At 73.3% G+C, this 18526-nt stretch carries 14 protein-coding genes and 1 riboswitch; of the genes, 2 read left to right on the forward strand and 12 right to left on the reverse strand.

Translation table 11 applies throughout. The features are described 5' to 3' along the window. Positions 1 to 19: 19 nt before the first annotated feature. The 4 genes from cobO to ACIP37_RS16130 are packed head-to-tail and all read right to left on the reverse strand — an operon-like array spanning position 20 to position 5276. Positions 20 to 625 (reverse strand): cob(I)yrinic acid a,c-diamide adenosyltransferase, encoded by a 606-nt coding sequence (gene cobO, locus ACIP37_RS16115; RefSeq protein ID WP_400807545.1) that lies wholly within the window; start codon positions 623 to 625, stop codon positions 20 to 22. A gap of 6 nt (positions 626 to 631) precedes the next feature. After that, positions 632 to 2776: a putative cobaltochelatase gene (locus tag ACIP37_RS16120; RefSeq protein WP_400844004.1), complete on the reverse strand. Its 2145-nt coding sequence runs from the start codon at positions 2774 to 2776 to the stop codon at positions 632 to 634. Beyond that, positions 2773 to 4311 carry a cobyric acid synthase gene (locus ACIP37_RS16125; RefSeq protein WP_363627920.1) on the reverse strand — a complete coding sequence of 513 codons (1539 nt, stop codon included), beginning with the start codon at positions 4309 to 4311 and terminating at the stop codon, positions 2773 to 2775. The genes ACIP37_RS16120 and ACIP37_RS16125 overlap by 4 nt, the downstream gene beginning before the upstream one ends. Beyond that, positions 4308 to 5276, reverse strand: a complete 969-nt coding sequence (locus ACIP37_RS16130) for a cobalamin biosynthesis protein (protein ID WP_363580577.1) — start codon at positions 5274 to 5276, stop codon at positions 4308 to 4310. Before ACIP37_RS16130 ends, ACIP37_RS16125 begins: the two co-directional genes overlap by 4 nt. A gap of 107 nt (positions 5277 to 5383) precedes the next feature. After that, positions 5384 to 5516, reverse strand: a riboswitch (cobalamin riboswitch). Positions 5517 to 5779: 263 nt separating this feature from the next. Between ACIP37_RS16130 and ACIP37_RS16135 the strand changes: the two genes are divergently transcribed. Both ACIP37_RS16135 and ACIP37_RS16140 read left to right on the forward strand, forming a co-directional pair. Then, positions 5780 to 6901, forward strand: coding sequence for an alpha/beta hydrolase family protein (locus ACIP37_RS16135; RefSeq protein WP_400807552.1), 1122 nt, complete (start codon positions 5780 to 5782; stop codon positions 6899 to 6901). 345 nt (positions 6902 to 7246) lie between these two features. Further along, positions 7247 to 8680 (forward strand): hypothetical protein, encoded by a 1434-nt coding sequence (locus ACIP37_RS16140; protein WP_363580581.1) that lies wholly within the window; start codon positions 7247 to 7249, stop codon positions 8678 to 8680. A 102-nt stretch (positions 8681 to 8782) separates the two neighbouring features. Here ACIP37_RS16140 and ACIP37_RS16145 read toward each other — a convergent pair whose 3' ends face one another. The 8 genes from ACIP37_RS16145 to ACIP37_RS16180 all read right to left on the reverse strand — a co-directional run bounded on the left by ACIP37_RS16145 (position 8783) and on the right by ACIP37_RS16180 (position 18415). After that, positions 8783 to 9661, reverse strand: coding sequence for a CDP-alcohol phosphatidyltransferase family protein (locus ACIP37_RS16145; protein ID WP_030059975.1), 879 nt, complete (start codon positions 9659 to 9661; stop codon positions 8783 to 8785). Then, positions 9648 to 10340 carry a phosphatidylserine decarboxylase gene (locus tag ACIP37_RS16150; RefSeq protein ID WP_363580583.1) on the reverse strand — a complete coding sequence of 231 codons (693 nt, stop codon included), beginning with the start codon at positions 10338 to 10340 and terminating at the stop codon, positions 9648 to 9650. The genes ACIP37_RS16145 and ACIP37_RS16150 overlap by 14 nt, the downstream gene beginning before the upstream one ends. A gap of 533 nt (positions 10341 to 10873) precedes the next feature. Then, entirely contained in the window at positions 10874 to 12076 is a 1203-nt protein-coding gene (locus ACIP37_RS16155; protein WP_363580585.1) for an acyl-CoA dehydrogenase family protein, read from the reverse strand. A gap of 149 nt (positions 12077 to 12225) precedes the next feature. Beyond that, on the reverse strand, positions 12226 to 12729 hold the full coding sequence (locus ACIP37_RS16160) for a MaoC family dehydratase (RefSeq protein WP_363580587.1): 504 nt from the start codon (positions 12727 to 12729) through the stop codon (positions 12226 to 12228). A gap of 11 nt (positions 12730 to 12740) precedes the next feature. Further along, positions 12741 to 13724, reverse strand: coding sequence for a CoA ester lyase (locus ACIP37_RS16165; protein WP_363580589.1), 984 nt, complete (start codon positions 13722 to 13724; stop codon positions 12741 to 12743). A 27-nt stretch (positions 13725 to 13751) separates the two neighbouring features. Next, positions 13752 to 15779: a protein meaA gene (locus tag ACIP37_RS16170; protein ID WP_363627918.1), complete on the reverse strand. Its 2028-nt coding sequence runs from the start codon at positions 15777 to 15779 to the stop codon at positions 13752 to 13754. Positions 15780 to 15789: 10 nt separating this feature from the next. Continuing rightward, positions 15790 to 17127, reverse strand: a complete 1338-nt coding sequence (gene ccrA / locus ACIP37_RS16175) for a crotonyl-CoA carboxylase/reductase (protein WP_363580593.1) — start codon at positions 17125 to 17127, stop codon at positions 15790 to 15792. A gap of 367 nt (positions 17128 to 17494) precedes the next feature. Then, positions 17495 to 18415 (reverse strand): TetR family transcriptional regulator, encoded by a 921-nt coding sequence (locus ACIP37_RS16180; protein ID WP_363580595.1) that lies wholly within the window; start codon positions 18413 to 18415, stop codon positions 17495 to 17497. Positions 18416 to 18526: the final 111 nt, after the last annotated feature.

The raw sequence follows: 18526 nt of genomic DNA on the forward strand, positions 1-18526 counted from the left end.
GCCGGCAGTGCTCAACGGTCTACCACTCGATACCGCGCTGGCCCTTGCGGCCGGCGTCCATGGGGTGCTTGACCTTGGTCATCTCGGTGACCAGGTCGGCGAATTCGGTCAGCGGCTCGGGTGCGTACCGGCCGGTGACGACGACGTGCTGGCTGCCCGGGCGGTCCTTGAGCACCGACACGACCTCCTCCGGGTCGACCCAGCCCCAGTGCATCGGGTAGGTGAACTCGTCCAGCACGTAGAAGCGGTAGGTCTCGGCCGCCAGGTCGCGCTTGACCTGCTCCCAGCCCTCCTTGGCGGCCGCCTCGCTGTCCATCTCCATCTCGCTGGAGCGCTGGATCCACGACCAGCCGGAGCCCATCTTGTGCCAGTCGACCGTCCCGCCCTCGCCGGAGGCGCCGAGCACGCGCAGCGCGTGCTCCTCGCCGACCTTCCACTTGGCGGACTTCACGAACTGGAACACCCCGACGGGCCAGCCCTGGTTCCAGGCCCGCAGCGCCATGCCGAACGCGGCCGTGGACTTGCCCTTGCCGGGGCCGGTGTGCACGGCGGTGATCGGCTGCGTGCGGCGCTGACGGGTCGTCAGGCCATCGTCGGGGACGCTCTCGGGGACACCCTTGGGCATGTCGGCTCAGGCCGCCTTTCGCATGGTGGTGGCACGGTTCTCGCGCCGGCTGTCCTGCCGGTTCTCGCGGACGAGCGAGGCGACGCCCTCGGGGCGCAGCTCGTCCAGGCTGACGGCGGTGCCGCCGAGCAGCCCGGCCAGGGTGCGGGCGAGGCCGAGTCGGACGGGGCCGGACTCGCAGTCCAGCACCACGCTGGCGGTGCCCTGCGCGGCGAACAGCCCGGCCGCGCGCTGCGACCGGGCGAGCGCGTCCCGCCCGCCGGTGGCCCGGCCGTCGGTCACCACGACCAGCAGCGGGCGGCGGCTCGGGTCGCGCAGCCGCTCCACCCGCAGCACCTCGTGCGCGCGCAGCAGGCCGGCGGCCAGCGGGGTGCGACCGCCGGTGGGCAGCGACTCCAGCCGGGCCGCGCCGACCTCCACGGACGACGTCGGCGGCAGCGCCAGTTCGGCGTCCGCGCCCCGGAAGGTGATCATGCCGATCTTGTCGCGCCGCTGGTAGGCGTCCATCAGCAGGGACAGCACGGCGCCCTTGACGGCGGTCATCCGCTGCCGGGCGGCCATCGAGCCGGAGGCGTCGACGACGAACAGCACCAGGTTGGACTCCCGTCCCTGGCGGACCTGTTCGCGGAAGTCGTCCTTGCGCAGCACCAGCGCCCGGCCGGCCCGCCCGCGTGCCGCCTGGTGCGGTGCGGCGGCCTGCAGGGTGGCGGTCAGGTGCAGCCGGCTGAGCGCACCCTGGGGGCGCCGGGCGCGCACGGTGTGCCCGCCGGTGGTCTCGGCGGGGGAGCGGCGGCCCTGGGCGCCGTGGCCGGTGCCCTGCACGGTGAACAGCTTGGTCCGGTACGGGTCGCCGGCCGCGACCGGCGCCGACTCCCGTGCAGGGGCGGGGTGTTGGGCCGGCACGGGCTGCTGGAGCGGCTCGTCCGGCTCGGCGGCCGATGCCTCCGGACCAGAGGCGGGCTCGGGGGCCCCGCCGCCGTCCGGGCCGCCGCCGGGGCCGCCGTCCGGGCCCGGACCGTCGTCCTCGGGGCCGTCGCCCTCGCCGTCACCCTCAGCCTCTCCTGAGCCCCCGGGCTCCTCGGGCTCCGACGACTCCTCGGGCTCCGATGGCTCCGACGACTCCGAGGGCTCCTGCGGCTGCGCGTGCTCCTCCAGCGTCCGGTCGAGCTGTTCCTCGTCCAGCCCCGGCGCGTCGAAGGGGTTGCGGCGGCGCCGGTGCGGCAGCGCCAGCTGGGCGGCCTTGCGGACGTCCTCCTCCAGCACCTCGGTCCGCCCGTCCCAGGCGGCGAGCGCGACGGCGGTGCGGGCCATCACGATGTCGGCGCGCAGCCCGTCCACCTCGAACGCGGCGCACACGGCGGTGATCTGACGCAGTGCCACATCCGTCAGCTCCACCTTGGGCAGCAACTCCCGCGCGGCGGTGATGCGTTCGGCGAGCGCCTGCTCGTCCGCGGCGAACCGCGCGGCGAAGCCGGCCGGGTCGGCGTCGTAGCCGAGCCGGCGGCGGACCACCTCGGCGCGCTCGGCCGGGTCCCGGGTGGCGGCGATCTCGACGGTCAGGCCGAACCGGTCGAGCAGCTGCGGCCGGAGCTCGCCCTCCTCCGGGTTCATCGTGCCGACCAGCAGGAAGCGGGCGGCGTGCCGCACCGACACGCCCTCGCGCTCGACGTACGAGCGGCCCATCGCGGCGGCGTCCAGCAGCAGGTCCACGACGTGGTCCTGGAGCAGGTTCACCTCGTCGATGTAGAGCACGCCGCGGTGCGCCTTGGCGAGCAGCCCCGGCTCGTACGCCTTGACGCCCTCGGCGAGCGCCCGTTCCAGGTCGAGCGAGCCGACGATCCGGTCCTCGGCCACGCCGACCGGCAACTCGACCAGCTGGGCTGGGCGTTCGGACGCCGAAGGGCGGTCGTGCGGCCCGTCCGGGCACTGCGGGTCCGGAGCGGCCGGGTCGCAGGCGAACCGGCAGCCGTCGACGGCCGCGAGGGTCGGCAACAGGCCGGCCAGCGCGCGCACCATGGTCGACTTCGCGGTGCCCTTCTCGCCGCGCACCAGCACGCCGCCCACGGCCGGCGAGACCGCGTTGAGCAGCAGTCCGAGCCGCAGGTCGGGCATGCCGACGATCGCGGTGAACGGATAGCGGACGTCACTCATGCATACTCCCCAGGTGCCCCGGGCGCCAGGAACGGCAGCGATCCGGCCGCCGGCACCCCGCCCTCGATCAGCTTCCACAGCGCGTCGGTGTCCGCGTGTTCCTCGATCAGGTCGCCCAGCCGGTCCAGCCGGGCCTCGCGCGCCTCGGCGAACGAGGTGTCCGGCGCCGGCACGAACGCCCGGCCCGCCAACGCGGCGACCTCGCGCAGGAGTTCACGGCGGAAGCCGTCGTTCTCCAGCGCGCCGTGCCAGGTGGTGCCCCACACCGGGCCGACCCGGCAGCCGTCCAGGCCGTGCCCGTCGTCATCGGAGAAGAACGGCTCGCCCCCCTCCACGGCCACCACTCCGTGGTGGATCTCGTACCCCTCGACCCGCTGCCCGTACGCCGTGCCGGCCGGCCGCGCCAGCACCTTCTCGGCGCCGAACCGCACGTGCGTCGGCAGCAGGCCCAGGCCCTCGACCGAGCCGGCCCCGGACTCCACCTCGTCCTCGATCCCGCGCGCCAGCATCTGGTAGCCGCCGCACACCCCGAGGACCGGCAGCCCGGCCGCCGCCCGCGCCTTCAGCGCCGGCTCCAGGCCGCGTTCGCGCAGCCAGGCCAGGTCGGCCACGGTGGCCCGGGTGCCGGGCAGCACCACCAGGTCGGCGTCGGCCAGTTCCTCCGGCCGGGTCACCCAGCGCACCAGCACACCGGGCTCCTGCGCCAGCGCGTCCAGGTCGGTGAAGTTCGACAGCCGGGGGAAGCGCACCACGGCCACCCGCAGCACGTCCGCCCCGAGCGGGCCGCGGCCGTCCACCCGGTCCACCACCGTGGACAGGTCCAGCGAGTCCTCGGCGTCCAGCCACAGGCCCGGCAGCATCGGCAGGGTGCCCAGCACCGGACGGCCGGTCAGCCCGTGCAGCATGTCCAGGCCGGGCGCCAGGAGCCGCGCGTCGCCGCGGAACTTGTTGACGAACCAGCCCGCCACGTGCCGCTGGTCCTCCGCCGACAGCAGTGCCAGCGTCCCGTACATCGCCGCGAAGACGCCGCCGCGGTCGATGTCCCCGACCACCACCACCGGCAGCCCGGCGGCCGTCGCCAGGCCCATGTTGGCGATGTCCCGGTCCCGCAGGTTGATCTCGGCGGGCGAACCGGCGCCCTCGCAGACCACCACCTCGTAGCGGCGGCGCATATCCGCCAGGCACTCCAGCGACCGTTCCAGCAGGACGGGCTTGCGTTCGCGGTAGTCCAGCGCGCCCACCTCGGCGACCGGCCGGCCCAGCAGCACCACCTGGCTGCGGCCGTCCGCCCCCGGCTTCAGCAGCACCGGGTTCATCGCCGCCTCCGGCTCCACCCGGGCCGCCTGCGCCTGCATCGCCTGCGCCCGGCCGATCTCGGCGCCGTCGGCGGTGACGAAGGAGTTCAGCGACATGTTCTGCGCCTTGAACGGCGCGACCCGCACCCCCTGCCGGGCCAGCCAGCGGCAGATGCCCGCGGTCACCACACTCTTGCCCGCGTCCGAGGTCGTCCCCGCGACCAGCAGTGCGTTGCTCATGCCCTTCCCCTCCACCGTGTCGTCAGCAAGCGCAGCGCGACGTGCCCCGCGACCGTCGTACCCAGGGCCAGCGCGCCCACCCGCCGGGAGAGCACGCAGGCCCGCTCGATGTCGTCCGCCGTCACCGGCCGCAACTCCGCGCCCAGCACCGGCCGGTGTTCCACCCGCTCCCCGTACTGGAGGGTCCCGCCCAGCCGGACGCCCACCGCGCCCGCGAAGGCCGCCTCCGCCTGGCCCGCGTTCGGGCTCGGGTGCGCCGAACCGTCCCGCCGCCAGACCCGCCAGGCCGTTTTCGGCTGCGGCGCGGCGGCCACCGTGAGCAGAGCCGTCAGCCGGGCGCCCGGCCAGCCCGCCACGTCGTCCAGCCGGGCCGAGGCCCAGCCGAACCGGGCGTACCGCGGCGAGCGGTGGCCGACCATCGCGTCCAGCGTGTTCACCGCGCGGAACGCCAGCAGCCCCGGGGTGCCCGCCAGCGTGCCCCAGACCAGCGCGTTCACCACGGCGTCCGCCGTGTTCTCGGCCACCGACTCGACCACCGCGCGGGCGATCTGAGGCCCGTCCAGCGCGCTCGGGTCCCGCCCGCACAGGTGCGGCAGCCGCTCCCGCGCGGCCGCCAGGTCGCCCGTGGCCAGCGACCGGCCGATGGTGCGCGCCTCCCGGGTCAGCGAGGTGCCGCCCAGCACCGTCCAGGTCGCGGCGGCCGCCAGCGCGGCCCGGCCCAGCGGACGCCGGCCCACCGTACGGTCCAGGGCCACCGCGCCGGCCGCGACCGCGCCGACGCACAGCGCCGTGTACCCGGCGCCGGCCACCCGGTCGTCCTGCCACACCCGCCGCTCCAGCCGGGTCGCCGCACCGCCGAAGACGGCCACCGGGTGGCCGCGCCGGGGGTCGGCGAAGCGGGCGTCCGCGGCGAAGCCCGCGGCGGCGCCGAGCGCGAACGCGGCGGCGCGGGTCAGCGGGCGCACGGCGGGTTCGGCGGAAGGCCGCGTGGGGTCCGGCGGGGCGGGGCAGCCTGCATCGCGTGCGTGTCCTCACTCAGGGTCCGCGCCCTGGATCGACGTACCGGGGGCGAGAGTCTCCTGGCTTCCGGGTCGGACACACCCCCGGGCCTTCCAGCGGCTTCTGACGGTCCGCCGTGGCAATGTTCCGAGCGTGCTCCCCGGTGACAGTGGCGGGACCGCGCCGGACTCGCACCGGCTTCCTCTGCATGCCTCCGTTTGGCCCCAGGATCCCATCACGCGGCCGAACCGGGAGTCAACCGAGGTCACGGAGGGGTTGGTCACACCTCGGAGCCCCGTCGCCACCTCCGATCCGCCCGCCCCGCCCTGCCTGACGCCCGCCCAGCCCGAGGCCCCGCTGTGCCCCGGACGGCCCAGCCCGGTGGCCGCCCGCGCGGCCCCCCGGTGAACTGGTGCCCGGACACCGCCCGGACACCGTCCGGTCCAAGACCAGCAGAGCGGGGAGCGATATGCGTTGGGGAACCGCGGCCGTCGTGGCGGCCGCCGTCGTCGGCGCCGGGGCCGCCGGGGCCGCCGTCCTGGTGATCGGCCGCCGGGCCTCCGAACGGCTGGTCCACCCGGCGAGCGCCGCCCGGGAGTCCGGCCCCGTCCTGGTGCGGAGCCTCGCCGCGGGCCGGATCACCTTCAACCGCCGCCCCGAGAGCCTTCGCCCCGGCCACTGGGCCGTGGAATGGGACGACCACGGCCACGCCGTCGTCGAGGAGGTCCTGCACAGCGACGAGAACGGCGTCACCCGCCGCCTCGTCCGCGCGGACCGGGGCACCCTCACCCCCGGCACCGAGGTCCGCTTCACCCCCCGCGTCCACCTCGGCGACCCCACCGAGGCGCTCGGCCTCCCCTTCACCGACACCGCCGCCGACGGCGAACTCGGCGCCCTCCCCGCCTGGCGCCTCGACGGCAAACGAGGCACCTGGGTGATCCTCGTCCACGGCCCCGGCGCCGACCGGCAGCAGACCCTCCCGGTCCTCCCCGTCCTCGACCGCCTCGCCCTGCCCGCCCTCGCCGTCACCTACCGCGGCGACCAGGGCGCCCCGGCCTCGCCGGACGGGCTCGGCCACTTCGGCGAGACCGAGTGGCGCGACGTCGAGTCGGCGGTACGGCTCGCCCTCGACAGCGGCGCCGGCCGGGTCATCCTGTACGGCTGGTCCCTCGGCGCCACCATGGCCCTCCAGACGGCCTCCCGCTCCGCCTGGGCCCATGCCATCAGCGGCCTCGTCCTGGACTCGCCGGTCCTCGACCTGCCCGCCACCGCCCGCCGCGGCGCCGCCCGGGCCGGCTACACCGGCGCCGCCGCCGAGCTCGGCGCCCTCGCCGCCGAGGGCCGCACCGGCGTCGACCTCGCCGACTTCGGCCGCATCGCCGAGGGCGCCGACCTGCGCGTCCCCACCCTCCTCCTGCACAGCCCCGACGACCAGGTCGCCCCCTTCCGCGCCGCCGAGCGCCTCGCCGCCGCCCGCCCCGGCGTGGTCAGCCTCCGGCCTTTCCCGGGCGCCGACCACGCCACCCTCTGGAACTCCGCCCCCACCCACTACACCGAACTCCTCCGCCGCTGGCTCACCCCCCTTCTCTGAACCCAGCCCCCCCGCGCGAGAAGTCACACCCGCGGGGCCTCCGTACGGAACCCGGACCTCACCTGTCGGCCACGGAGTGTGACCGGTCGGGCGGGTAGCGCGACCGTCGCCGCAAGGGTTGAGCCGTGATGGCATGACCCCGCCACCTGTTTCCGGCCAGGCGGTTTGCCTCTGTTGCCCGATTGTTGCCCGATCTTGGGGAGGTGCCGTCGACGGCCGCCCGTCCGTACAGCCAACCGGATGTGACAGAAGGCCGGTACAAGGGGAAGACTGCTCGACGTGACGTCTCGGAATCCGCGCGACCGTGATGCCCCGCTCCCTCCGACGATCGGTACTGGTGCGACGGTGACCCGTCTCCCCGGTACGGCCCACCGGCCCGCCGCCGGCAAGCCGGGCGGGGCCGGGGTACCCCGCCGACGAGGGCCCGCTGCGGCGCCCGGTCGGGGGAGGGTTCCCGTACCGGAGGGCTTCCCCGCGCCGGCCGAGCTGGCGCCGCTGGCCCGCCGGATGCTGGTGGACGCCGTCCGGATCGCCCGCTGGGCGGGGGACCTGGAAGAGGTCGACAAGCGGGGCGAGCTGCTGCCCGATGACGCCCGTGCGGCGGGTCGGGCGCTGGCCATGACGGTCGGCGCCGCCGCCAAGGCGTGGGGGCAGGCGCTGCTGGTCGGCCTGGTGGAGGCCAGGGACGGCGGTGCGGTCCCGGGTTGGCGCCTGCACGCCTGGGAGCACGACGACGAGGCGGTCGTCCGCGGCTGGTCGGCGCTGTTCGACGCCTGGACGCTGCTCGCCCCGGTGCCGCCCGCCGCCCTGCGGGGCGTGTTCGCGGTGCTGGCCGGCCAGGCGGTGGACCAGGCGCCGCAGCTGCTGTCGTTCCTGCACCTGGTGGCCGGTCCGGTGTCGGACGGCGAACTGCTGGAGCTGCTGCGCCGGGGGCTGGACGAGCGCCGGGTGGGTGGCACGGACGGTTCGGGCCTGTCGCCCGTGCCGCACGCCGCCTCGGCGGTCTCGGCGGTCCGCGGCACGTGCCGGGAGCCGCAGATCGACACCCCGCCGTCGCCGGCGGACGTGGCCGCGGTCCTGGACTGGATGCTGGACGGCCTGGCGGCCGTCGGGGCCGTGGTCCGCAGGGACGAGGCCGCCGAGCTGTCGCCGCTGGGCCACTGGGCGGTGCGGGCGAAGCTGGAGGAGATCTGCACGGTCGCGCAGACCGCGGCCGGGCACATCGAGCAGAGCGCCTTCGAGCTGCTGAACGCCTGCGCGGACTACTCGCCGGGCCCGGCGCGGGCCGAGTTCCGCGCCTGGGTGGCGGCCCGTCCGGCCGATCGGGCGGTGGCGGAGCTGCTGGACGCGGCGCAGGGGGACGACGCGCTGGTGCGCGGGCTGGCCTTCGAGGCGCTGCGGGTGGCCGGCGGCCCGGCCGAGCAGGCGGTGCGGGCATCGGTGGACGAGCCGGTGCTGCGCCCGTACGCGCTGTTGTGGCTGGCGGAACGCTCGGACGAGGGCGTTTCGCCGGCGGACGTGCTGGGGGCGGAGGACGCGGCCTGGCTGTGGGTGGACACGGCTGCGGCGGTGCTGGACCACGGCGAGACGGAGCTGCTGGTGGGCCACGTCGAGGGCGCCGCGGCGGGCGATCCGGTGCGGTTGTTCGCCCGGGCCCGGCAGTCGGGGCACCCGCGGGCGGCCTCGGTGCTGACGGCGGTCTCGGGCGTGCACCCGGATCCGGGCGTGGCGCGGGCGGCCCGCCGCTCGGCGTTCAGCGTGCACACCGGCGGCGCGTAGCAGCGCCCGTCGAAGAACGAGCGCGACGAGGAGAAGAGCGGGCACGACGAAGAGGGGCCCGGATCCGACTGGATCCGGGCCCCTCTCGCGTACGGGAACGACTCAGCCGAGGCGGGACTCCGCCCGCCTGGCGCGGACGTCGCCGACCTTCTGTCCGACCTTGCGCCGGATGACCAGCAGCGGGGCCATCGCGGCGAGCGTGATCTGGGCGAAGGCGCCGACGTGCATCAGGGCGTCGCCGCCGGGCAGGCCGGTCGCCCAGGCCGCGAGGCAGCCGATCGAGACGACGATCCAGCACAGCGTGGCGGTGGCCAGCAGCCCCTGGGGCTTGGGGTACTCGATCCGGCTGACCATGAGGTACGCGGCGCCGAAGATGGCGAGCAGACCGGGCAGGAACGGCGGGTCGAGCAGCACGATGGCGATGACCGTCATCGCGCCCATCGGGCAGGGCATGCCCTGGAACACCCCGGGCCGCATCTTGACGGCGGAGAAGCGGGCGAGCCGCAGGACGACCGCGAGCAGGACGGTGATCGCGATGAGCGCCGAGAGCTTGCTGTTGGAGCCCTGCGAGACCATGCCCCAGACGGCGACGAAGTAGGCCGGCGCGATGCCGAAGCTGATCAGGTCGGCCAGGTTGTCCAGTTCCGCTCCGAGGGCGGAGGAGCGGAGCTTGCGCGCCACCAGCCCGTCGAAGAGGTCGCACATGGAGCCGATGAGCAGCAGCGTGACCGCGGTGGCGGCGCTGTGCCGGTCGGGTGCGGCGTCCGGGTTGGTGATGTGCGGGACCAGGACCCCGGTGGTGATCGAGTAGATCGCCAGGAAGCCGCAGACGGCGTTCCCCAGGGTCAGGAAGTCGGCGGTGGACAGGTGCTGGGGAGAGCGCGGGGCGCGCAGCTCGCGGTCGCGGGCCCAGCGGCGACGGCGCAGGGCCGTCTCCTCGTCGTCCAGGCCGACGATTGTCTCAGGATCAGTCACGGTCAAGGCGCGTCACCCCGGCTGTGGTCTTCTGGCCGACCTCGACGCCGACCTCGACGCCGGCCGGCAGGTAGGTGTCGACCCGGGAGCCGAACCGGATCAGACCGATCCGGTCGCCCTGCTCGACCTTGGTACCGGCGGCGACGTACGGCACGATGCGACGGGCCACGGCCCCCGCGATCTGCACCATCTCGATGTCGCCGAGCTCGGTGTCGAAGTGCCAGACGACCCGCTCGTTCTGGTCGCTGTCCTTGTTGAACGCGGGGACGAAGCCGCCCGCGACGTGCTCGACCGACGTCACCGTGCCGGGCAGGGGCGCGCGGTTGACGTGGACGTTGAGCGGGCTCATGAAGATCGCGACCCGGGTGCGGCCGTCCGGCCAGGCGTCGATGCTCTGCACCACGCCGTCGGCGGGGGAGATCACTCTGCCCGCGCCGATCTCACGCTCGGGGTCGCGAAAGAACCACAGCATGCCCGCGCCGAGCGCACAGGCGGGTACCGCTGCCAGGGCCCACTTGCCGCTGCGCCGGGTGAGGGCGGTGGTCACGGCGGCCGTGGCGAGGGTGGGGACGAACCAGGGGGTGGCTCCGCGCGCGATGGTCACGCGGGGTCGCCGACCGGCCGTCGTGGCTGCGAGGGCATCGCGGTCCGTGACGGAGGTGTGAGGGGACGGGCTGATGGGCATCGAAGACCTTTGTCGCGGGGGATCATGGCCGCTGGACGGGGGCCACCGCGGGATCGGGTAATAGAGGGACGGCTTGCTGTCCCGGTGGATGCTATCGGGAGCACACGGTGGGTGGGCAACCCGCCTGCTCGTTCACGTGTCCGGTGGAAGCGCGTGTGCGCGTCCCACCTCTACGACCGTAGCTCGCCCCGGTCCGGTTCCCAAGGGACCGGACGGGGCTGGTGACACTTGTCTCAACAGGCCTGTCGGCGGAACCCGGTGGGCGGAACGGGCCGTTCGCGGTCGCCGGGGGTGCGGGACACGGCCCGTCGAGGGTGTGCGGAAGCGGCCGCGGGGCGTGTCGCCGCAGCTGTACGCCCTGCGGCCGCTTCCGGAGGGCCGTGCCGGACCCCGGCGGACCAGGCCGGGGCCGTGATGGCACGGCGGGTGGCCGGGACGGGCCCGCACGCCCGTCGACCGGCGGTTCGGAAGGGGTCGTCCAGCCGGCCCGGAGCGCCCCGGGGGCCGCTCGTCGAGCCGGGGTGACCCGGTGCTCACTCCGCGATCCGGTACTCCTCCAGGAGTCGGCGTCCGACGATCATCTTCTGGATCTCCGCAGTTCCTTCACCGATGAGCAGCATCGGGGCCTCGCGGTAGAGCCGCTCGATCTCGTACTCCTTGGAGAAGCCGTAGCCGCCGTGGATGCGGAACGCGTCCTCGACGACCTCCTTGCAGTACTCGGAGGCGAGGTACTTGGCCATGCCGGCCTCGAGGTCGTTGCGCTCGCCGCCGTCCTTCTTGCGGGCGGCCATGACCATCATCTGGTGGGCGGCCTCGACCTTGGTGGCCATCTCGGCGAGCTTGAACTGGATGGCCTGGTGCTCGGCGATCTTCTTGCCGAAGGTGGAGCGCTGCTGGGCGTAGGAGATGCCGAGTTCGAAGGCGCGGCGGGCGACGCCGCAGCCGCGGGCGGCGACGTTGACGCGGCCGACCTCGACGCCGTCCATCATCTGGTAGAAGCCGCGCCCGGGGACGCCGCCGAGGACGCGGTCGGCCGGGATCCGGACGTCCTGGAGGACCAGTTCGGTGGTGTCGACGCCCTTGTAGCCCATCTTCTCGATCTTCCCGGGCACGGTGAGGCCGGGGACGGTCGGGTTCGGGCCGAATCCGGGGGTCTTCTCGATCAGGAAGGTGGTCATGTTCTTGTACGGGGTGCTGCCGCCCTCGTCGGTCTTGCACAGGACCGCGACGAGGGTGGAGGTGCCGCCGTTGGTGAGCCACATCTTCTGGCCGTTGAGGACGTAGGACTCCCCGTCCTTGACGCCCTTGGTGGAGATGGCCGAAACGTCGGAGCCGAGGCCGGGCTCGGACATCGAGAACGCGCCGCGGATTTCCCCGGCGGCCATCCTCGGCAGGAAGTGGTCCTTCTGCTCCTGGGTGCCGTGGGCGTTGATCATGTGCGCCACGATGAAGTGGGTGTTGACGATGCCGGACACGCTCATCCAGCCGCGGGCGATCTCCTCGACCACCAGGGCGTAGGTGAGCAGCGACTCGCCGAGGCCGCCGTACTCCTCGGGGATGGTGAGGCCGAAGAGGCCGAGCTGCTTCATCCCCTCGACGATGGCGGTCGGGTACTCGTCCTGGTGTTCCAGCTCGGTCGCGACCGGAATGATCTCCTTGTCGACGAAATCCCGCACGGTGGCGAGGATGTCCCGCTGGATCTCGGTGAGGCCGTCGGTCTGTGCCAGGCGTCCCATCGTGCGGCTCCGAAAGGTTTAAGGGGGCGGGGGGGGGGGGATTGCCGGGGGCCCTGCCGGCGTGGCTGCGGCGGCAGGGCCCCCGTTCCGGGTGGGGGCCGGCCGATGACGGCGGCCGGCCCCTCCGGGGTCTCAGGGGATTCGGGGCCCTAGGAGAGGGGAGTCGGGCGGCCGGGCTGCTCGCCGCCGCGCTCCTTGACGTACGTCTCGGTCGGCACCATCACCTTGCGGCGGAAGATGCAGACGACCGTGCCGTCCTGCTTGTACCCCTTGGTCTCGACGTACACGATGCCGCGGTCGTCCTTGGACTTGGACGGCCACTTGTCGAGGACGGTGGTCTCGCCGTAGAGGGTGTCGCCGTGGAAGGTCGGCGCGACGTGCCGCAGCGACTCGATCTCCAGGTTGGCGATGGCCTTGCCGGAGACGTCCGGGACGGACATGCCCAGCAGCAGCGAGTAGACGTAGTTGCCCACCACCACGTTCCTGCCGAAGTCCGTCGTCCGCTCGGCGTAGTTGGTGTCCAGGTGGAGCGGGTGGTGGTTCATGGTGAGCAGGCAGAAGAGGTGGTCGTCGTACTCGGTGACGGTCTTGCCGGGCCAGTGCTTGTAGACCGCGCCGACCTCGAACTCCTCGTAGGTGCGTCCGAACTGCATCGCGTCGGGCCTCAGCTTTCCGGGATCTCGAACTTGGTGGTGCGCTCCAGGCCGGCGGCCCGGCCCTTACCGGCGATGACCAGGGCCATCTTGCGGCTGGCCTCGTCGATCATCTCGTCGCCGAGCATCGCGGAGCCCTTGGCGCCGCCCGCCTCGGAGGTGCACCAGTCGTAGGCGTCGAGGATCAGCTCGGCGTGGTCGTAGTCCTCCTGGGAGGGCGAGAAGATCTCGTTCGCGGCGCCGACCTGGTCGGGGTGGAGCACCCACTTGCCGTCGAAGCCGAGGGCTGCGGCGCGCCGGGCGACCTCGCGGTAGCCCTCCTGGTTGCGGATCTGCAGGTACGGGCCGTCGATCGCCTGGAGGTCGTTGGCGCGGGCGGCCATCAGGATGCGCATCAGGATGTAGTGGTAGGCGTCGGCCGGGTAGCCGGCCGGCTGCTCGCCGACCACCAGGGACTTCATGTTGATGGAGGCCATGAAGTCGGCGGGGCCGAAGATGATGGTCTCCAGCCGGGGCGAGGCCTCGGCGATGGCGTCGACGTTGACCAGGCCCTTGGCGTTCTCGATCTGCGCCTCGATGCCGATCCGGCCGACCTCGAAGCCCATGGTCTTCTCGATCTGGGTGAGCAGCAGGTCGAGCGCCTTGACCTGTTCGGCGTCCTGGACCTTGGGCAGCATGATGCAGTCGAGGTTGGGGCCGGCGCCCTCGACGACGGTGATCACGTCGCGGTAGGTCCAGTGGGTGGTCCAGTCGTTGACCCGGACGACGCGGGTCTTGCCGCCCCAGTCGCCGTTGTTGAGCGCGTCGACGATGTGGTGGCGGGCGCTCTCCTTGGCCAGGGGGGCGCAGGCGTCCTCCAGGTCGAGGAAGACCTGGTCGGCGGGGAGGCCCTGGGCCTTCTCCAGGAAGCGCGGGTTGCTGCCGGGCACGGCGAGGCAGGAGCGGCGCGGGCGCAGTCGGTTGAAGGTGGCGGCGGGCGACGGGTGGGCAGACATGAGGGTGGGTCGGTTCCTTCCCAGTGGTCAGCTGGTGGGCGCGGGTGCGGGCGTCCAGGGCTGGAGCTTGTTGGCGAGCCGGATCTCGTCCACGATCCGGCCGATGATGGTGGTGATGCCGAAGTCCTTCGGGGTGAACACGGCGGCGACGCCGGCGGCCTTGAGGGCCTCGCCGTCCGCTGCCGGGATGATGCCACCCACGATCACCGGGACATCCTGCACCCCGGCCCGGCGCAGCCGGCGCAGGACGTCGGGCACCAGCTCGCAGTGGGCGCCGGAGAGGATCGACAGGCCCACGCAGTGCACGTCCTCCGCGACGGCGGCGGAGACGATCTGCTCGGGGGTCAGCCGGATGCCCTGGTAGACCACCTCGAACCCGGCGTCGCGGGCCCGGACGGCGATCTGCTCGGCGCCGTTGGAGTGCCCGTCCAGGCCGGGCTTGCCGACCAGCAGGCGCAGCTTGCCGGAGCCCAGCTCCTCGGCGGTGGCGGCGACGGCGGCGCGCACCGCGGCCAGTTCCCCGCCGGGTTCGGCGGACACCGCGACCGGGGCGCCGCCGACGCCGGTGGGCGCGCGGTACTCGCCGAAGACCTCGCGCAGGGCGAAGGCCCACTCGCCGGTGGTGACGCCGGCCCGGGCGCAGGCGAGCGTGGCCGGCACCAGGTTGGCGTCGGTGGTCGCGGTGGCCTTGAGCTCGGCCAGCGCGGTCTGGACGGCGGCCTCGTCGCGCTGTCCGCGCCAGGCCTCCAGGGCGGCGAGCACGGACTGCTCGGAGGCCGGGTCGACGACCATGATGGCGGTGTCGAGGTCGGCCGTGAGCGGGCTCTCCTCGGTGGTGTCGAAGCAGTTGACGCCGACGATCCTGTCCTCGCCGGACTCGATCCGGGCCCGCCGGGCGGCGTGCGAGGAGACCAGGTTGGACTTCAGGTAGCCGGACTCCACGGCCGGAATCACCCCGCCCATGGCCAGCACCTTGGCGATCTCCGCCTCGGCGCCGGCCAGCAGGTCGGCGGTCTTGGCCTCGACCACCTCGGAGCCGTTGAAGAGGTCGCCGTACTCCAGCAGGTCCGACTCGTAGGCCAGCACCTGCTGGATCCGCAGCGACCACTGCTGGTCCCAGGGCCGGGGCAGGCCCAGCGCCTCGTTCCAGGCCGGCAGTTGGACGGCGCGGGCGCGGGCGTCCTTGGAGAGGGTGACGGCCAGCATCTCCAGGACGATCCGCTGGACGTTGTTCTCCGGCTGGGCCTCGGTCAGGCCGAGCGAGTTGACCTGGACGCCGTAGCGGAAGCGGCGCTGCTTCGGGTCCTGGACGCCGTAGCGCTCCAGCGTGACCTTCTCCCACAGCTGGGCGAAGGCGCGCATCTTGCACATCTCCTCGACGAAGCGCACGCCGGCGTTGACGAAGAAGGAGATCCGGGCGACCACCTCGCCCATCCGCTCGGCCGGCACCTGGCCGGAGTCGCGGACGGCGTCGAGCACCGAGATGGCGGTGCACATCGCGTAGGCGATCTCCTGGACGGGCGTGGCCCCGGCCTCCTGCAGGTGGTAGCTGCAGATGTTGATCGGGTTCCACTTGGGGATGCGGCCGACGGTGTAGGCGATCATGTCGGTGATCAGGCGCACCGAGGGGCCGGGCGGGAAGACGTGCGTCCCGCGCGAGAGGTACTCCTTGACGATGTCGTTCTGGGTGGTGCCGGTGAGCTTGGCGATGTCGGCGCCCTGCTCCTCGGCGACCACCTGGTAGAGCGCCAGCAGCCACATCGCGGTGGCGTTGATCGTCATGGAGGTGTTGGTCTGTTCGAGCGGGATGCCGTCGAACAGGGTGCGCATATCGCCGACGTGGCCGACCGGGACGCCGACCCGGCCCACCTCGCCGCGGGCGAGGAGGTGGTCGGAGTCGTAGCCGGTCTGGGTCGGCAGGTCGAAGGCGACGGAGAGGCCCGTCTGGCCCTTCGCCAGGTTCCGCCGGTAGAGCGCGTTGGAGTCGCTCGCGGTGGAGTGCCCGGCGTAGGTGCGCATCAGCCAGGGGCGGTCGCGCTTGTGCTGATCGGTCATCGGATCGGCCTCAGACGTTCCGGAAGCGGTTGATCGCCGGCAGGTGCTGCTCGCGCAGCGCGTGGTCGCGCACGCCCAGGCCCTCCTCCGGCGCCAGGCAGAGCACGCCGACCTTGCCCTGGTGCTTGTTGTGGTGCACGTCGAGGGCGGCCTGACCGGTCTCCTCCAGGGAGTAGACCTTGGACAGGGTCGGGTGGATCCGGCCCTTGGCGATCAGGCGGTTGGCCTCGAAGGCCTCGCGGTAGTTGGCGAAGTGCGAGCCGACGATGCGCTTGAGCGACATCCACAGGTAGCGGTTGTCGTACTGGTGCATGAAGCCGGAGGTGGAGGCGCAGGTGACGATGGTGCCGCCCTTGCGGGTGACGTACACCGAGGCGCCGAAGGTCTCCCGGCCCGGGTGCTCGAAGACGATGTCGACGTCCTCGCCGCCGGTGAACTCGCGGATCTTCGCGCCCAGGCGCTTCCACTCGCGCGGGTCCTGGGTGTGCTCGTCCTTCCAGAACCGGTAGCCCTCGGCGGAGCGGTCGATGATCGCCTCGGCGCCCATGGCGCGGCAGATCGCGGCCTTCTGGTCGTTGGAGACCACACAGATCGGGGTGGCGCCGCCGGCCAGCGCGTACTGGGTGGCGTACGAGCCGAGGCCGCCGCTGGCTCCCCAGATCAGCACGTTGTCGCCCTGCTTCATGCCGGCGCCGTTGCGCGAGACCAGCTGGCGGTACGCGGTGGAGTTGACCAGGCCGGGGGAGGCGGCCTCCTCCCAGGTGAGGTGCTTGGGCTTGGGCAGCAGCTGGTTGGTCTTCACCAGGGCGATCTGGGCCAGCCCGCCGAAGTTGGTCTCGAAGCCCCAGATGCGCTGCTCGGGGTCCATCATCGTGTCGTTGTGGCCGTCCGGGGACTCCAGCTCGACGGAGAGGCAGTGCGCGACGACCTCGTCGCCGGGCTTCCAGGCGTTGACGCCGGCGCCGGTGCGCAGCACCACGCCCGCGAGGTCGGAGCCGAGGACGTGGTACGGCAGGTCGTGGCGCTTGGTGAGCGGCGACAGCCGGCCGTAGCGCTCCAGGAAGGAGAAGGTGGAGACCGGCTCGAAGATCGAGCTCCAGACGGTGTTGTAGTTCACCGCGCTGGCCATGACGGCGACCAGCGCCTCGCCGGGGCCCAGCTCGGGCAGGGCGACCTCGTCGAGGTGAAGGGACTTGCGGGGGTCCTTGTCGCGGCTGTCGAGGCCCGCGAACAGCTGCTCCTCGTCCTTGTGGAGCGTCACCGCTCGGTAGGACTCGGGAAGCTTGACGGCGGCGAAGTCCTCCGACGTGGCGTCGTTGCTGAGGATCGCGTCGAGGATTTCCTGCATGGCTGCCTCCGAAGGCGTACCTGTGTGAGGGCACAGGGCGTCTGGGGTAGCCGGGAGCGGACACCGGCTTCGCTGAGGTGGGTGGTGGGTGGTCGGGCTGGGCGCCCGGGGTGGACCGGGCCGAACGCGCACTGCTCCCGGGGTGTGGGAACGCCGGACGACGGCGCGCCGAGGTGGGGAGCCGCGGCGCCGCGACTGGCGAGTAACAAGGTAGTGGCACCCTGTGCCACTCGTAAAGACACCGGGTGTCACGAATTCCGGCGCGCTGGAGCGGCCCCTGAACGCGCTGCGGCGGATATCGAAAGGGCCCGCGTCGACTGCTCGACGCGGGCCCTCGATATCGCCCTGAACTGGCTAAATGATGGGCTCAGGACTCCCTGGCGCCACTCAGTGCGGCCCGGATGCTGTCCACCACCACGTCCAGCGGAGCGTCCGTCCGGGCGACTGTGATGAGTACCTCACCTCCAGGACTGGCACTCAGTGCGCTCTCGGCCAGCACGTCACCGGGAGCCCCATTGGCACCCGGTGCCACCAGGGAGCCGCGGCGTCTGGCACCCGGCGTGCTGGAGGCCCAGAAGGTCCGCCGGATCACCTCGAAGGAGTGGTCCAGCTGCGCCTCCACGTCCCCGCGCCCGCCGGCCCGCAGCCAGCGCCGCAGCACGTGGTTGTGCGCCGCGACGACCGCCGCCGCCGACACCTCGGCCAGCATCGAGTCGTCCTCGCCGCCGCGCTGCCAGCCCGACGGGATGGACTCCCCGGTGTCGAAGCGGCCCAGCAGGTACCGGGTGAACAGCCGCTCGTACCGGGCCACCACGGCGATCTCCCGCTCGCGCAGCGCCGGGACCTGACGGATCAGCTGGTACCGCGCGACCGACACCCCCGGCGTCGAGGCGTACATCCGCAGCACCTCCTTGATGCCGCGGCAGACCACGTCCAGCGGGTGCTCCTCCGGCTCGGCGCTGGCCAGCAGGTCGGCCACCCGGACGAGGGTGTCGTCGTGGTCCGGGAAGATCGCCTCCTCCTTCGACCGGAAGTACCGGAAGAAGGTCCGCCGGGCCACCCCGGCGGCGGCCGCGATCTGGTCGACCGTGGTCTCCTCGTAGCCCTGCGAGGAGAACAGCTCCATCGCGGCCGTGGCCAGGTCCTGACGCATCTGCTGGCGCTGCGCCGCCGCCCGGCGGCTGCCCGGCCCCCCTTCCGGCCCGGTGCCCCCGGTCGAGGAGCCCGTCCGGTCGGCGCCGCGCGGTCCGGCGGAGTGCTGCGGGGTGGCTGACTGAACCCGATCCATGTCCGGAACGCTACACGGCCCCGGCGGTTCGGCCGCGGCCCTTCCCCGACGGACCGGTGCGACCGGGCCGGTGACGGCCGGTCTGGGCCAGCGCGCGGACACCGTCCCCGG

The sequence above is a fragment of the Kitasatospora sp. NPDC088861 genome (genome assembly GCF_044750105.1).
GTDB lineage: Bacteria > Actinomycetota > Actinomycetes > Streptomycetales > Streptomycetaceae > Kitasatospora.

Excerpts from the sequence above, each read along its gene's own strand:
- cobO (WP_400807545.1), bottom strand. The coding sequence starts at position 625 with ATGCCCAAGGGTGTCCCCGAGAGCGTCCCCGACGATGGCCTGACGACC.
- ACIP37_RS16120 (WP_400844004.1), bottom strand. The coding sequence starts at position 2,776 with ATGAGTGACGTCCGCTATCCGTTCACCGCGATCGTCGGCATGCCCGAC.
- ACIP37_RS16125 (WP_363627920.1), bottom strand. The coding sequence starts at position 4,311 with ATGAGCAACGCACTGCTGGTCGCGGGGACGACCTCGGACGCGGGCAAG.
- ACIP37_RS16135 (WP_400807552.1), top strand. The coding sequence starts at position 5,780 with ATGCGTTGGGGAACCGCGGCCGTCGTGGCGGCCGCCGTCGTCGGCGCC.
- ACIP37_RS16150 (WP_363580583.1), bottom strand. The coding sequence starts at position 10,340 with ATGCCCATCAGCCCGTCCCCTCACACCTCCGTCACGGACCGCGATGCC.
- ACIP37_RS16155 (WP_363580585.1), bottom strand. The coding sequence starts at position 12,076 with ATGGGACGCCTGGCACAGACCGACGGCCTCACCGAGATCCAGCGGGAC.
- ACIP37_RS16160 (WP_363580587.1), bottom strand. The coding sequence starts at position 12,729 with ATGCAGTTCGGACGCACCTACGAGGAGTTCGAGGTCGGCGCGGTCTAC.
- ACIP37_RS16165 (WP_363580589.1), bottom strand. The coding sequence starts at position 13,724 with ATGTCTGCCCACCCGTCGCCCGCCGCCACCTTCAACCGACTGCGCCCG.
- ACIP37_RS16170 (WP_363627918.1), bottom strand. The coding sequence starts at position 15,779 with ATGACCGATCAGCACAAGCGCGACCGCCCCTGGCTGATGCGCACCTAC.
- ccrA (WP_363580593.1), bottom strand. The coding sequence starts at position 17,127 with ATGCAGGAAATCCTCGACGCGATCCTCAGCAACGACGCCACGTCGGAG.
- ACIP37_RS16180 (WP_363580595.1), bottom strand. The coding sequence starts at position 18,415 with ATGGATCGGGTTCAGTCAGCCACCCCGCAGCACTCCGCCGGACCGCGC.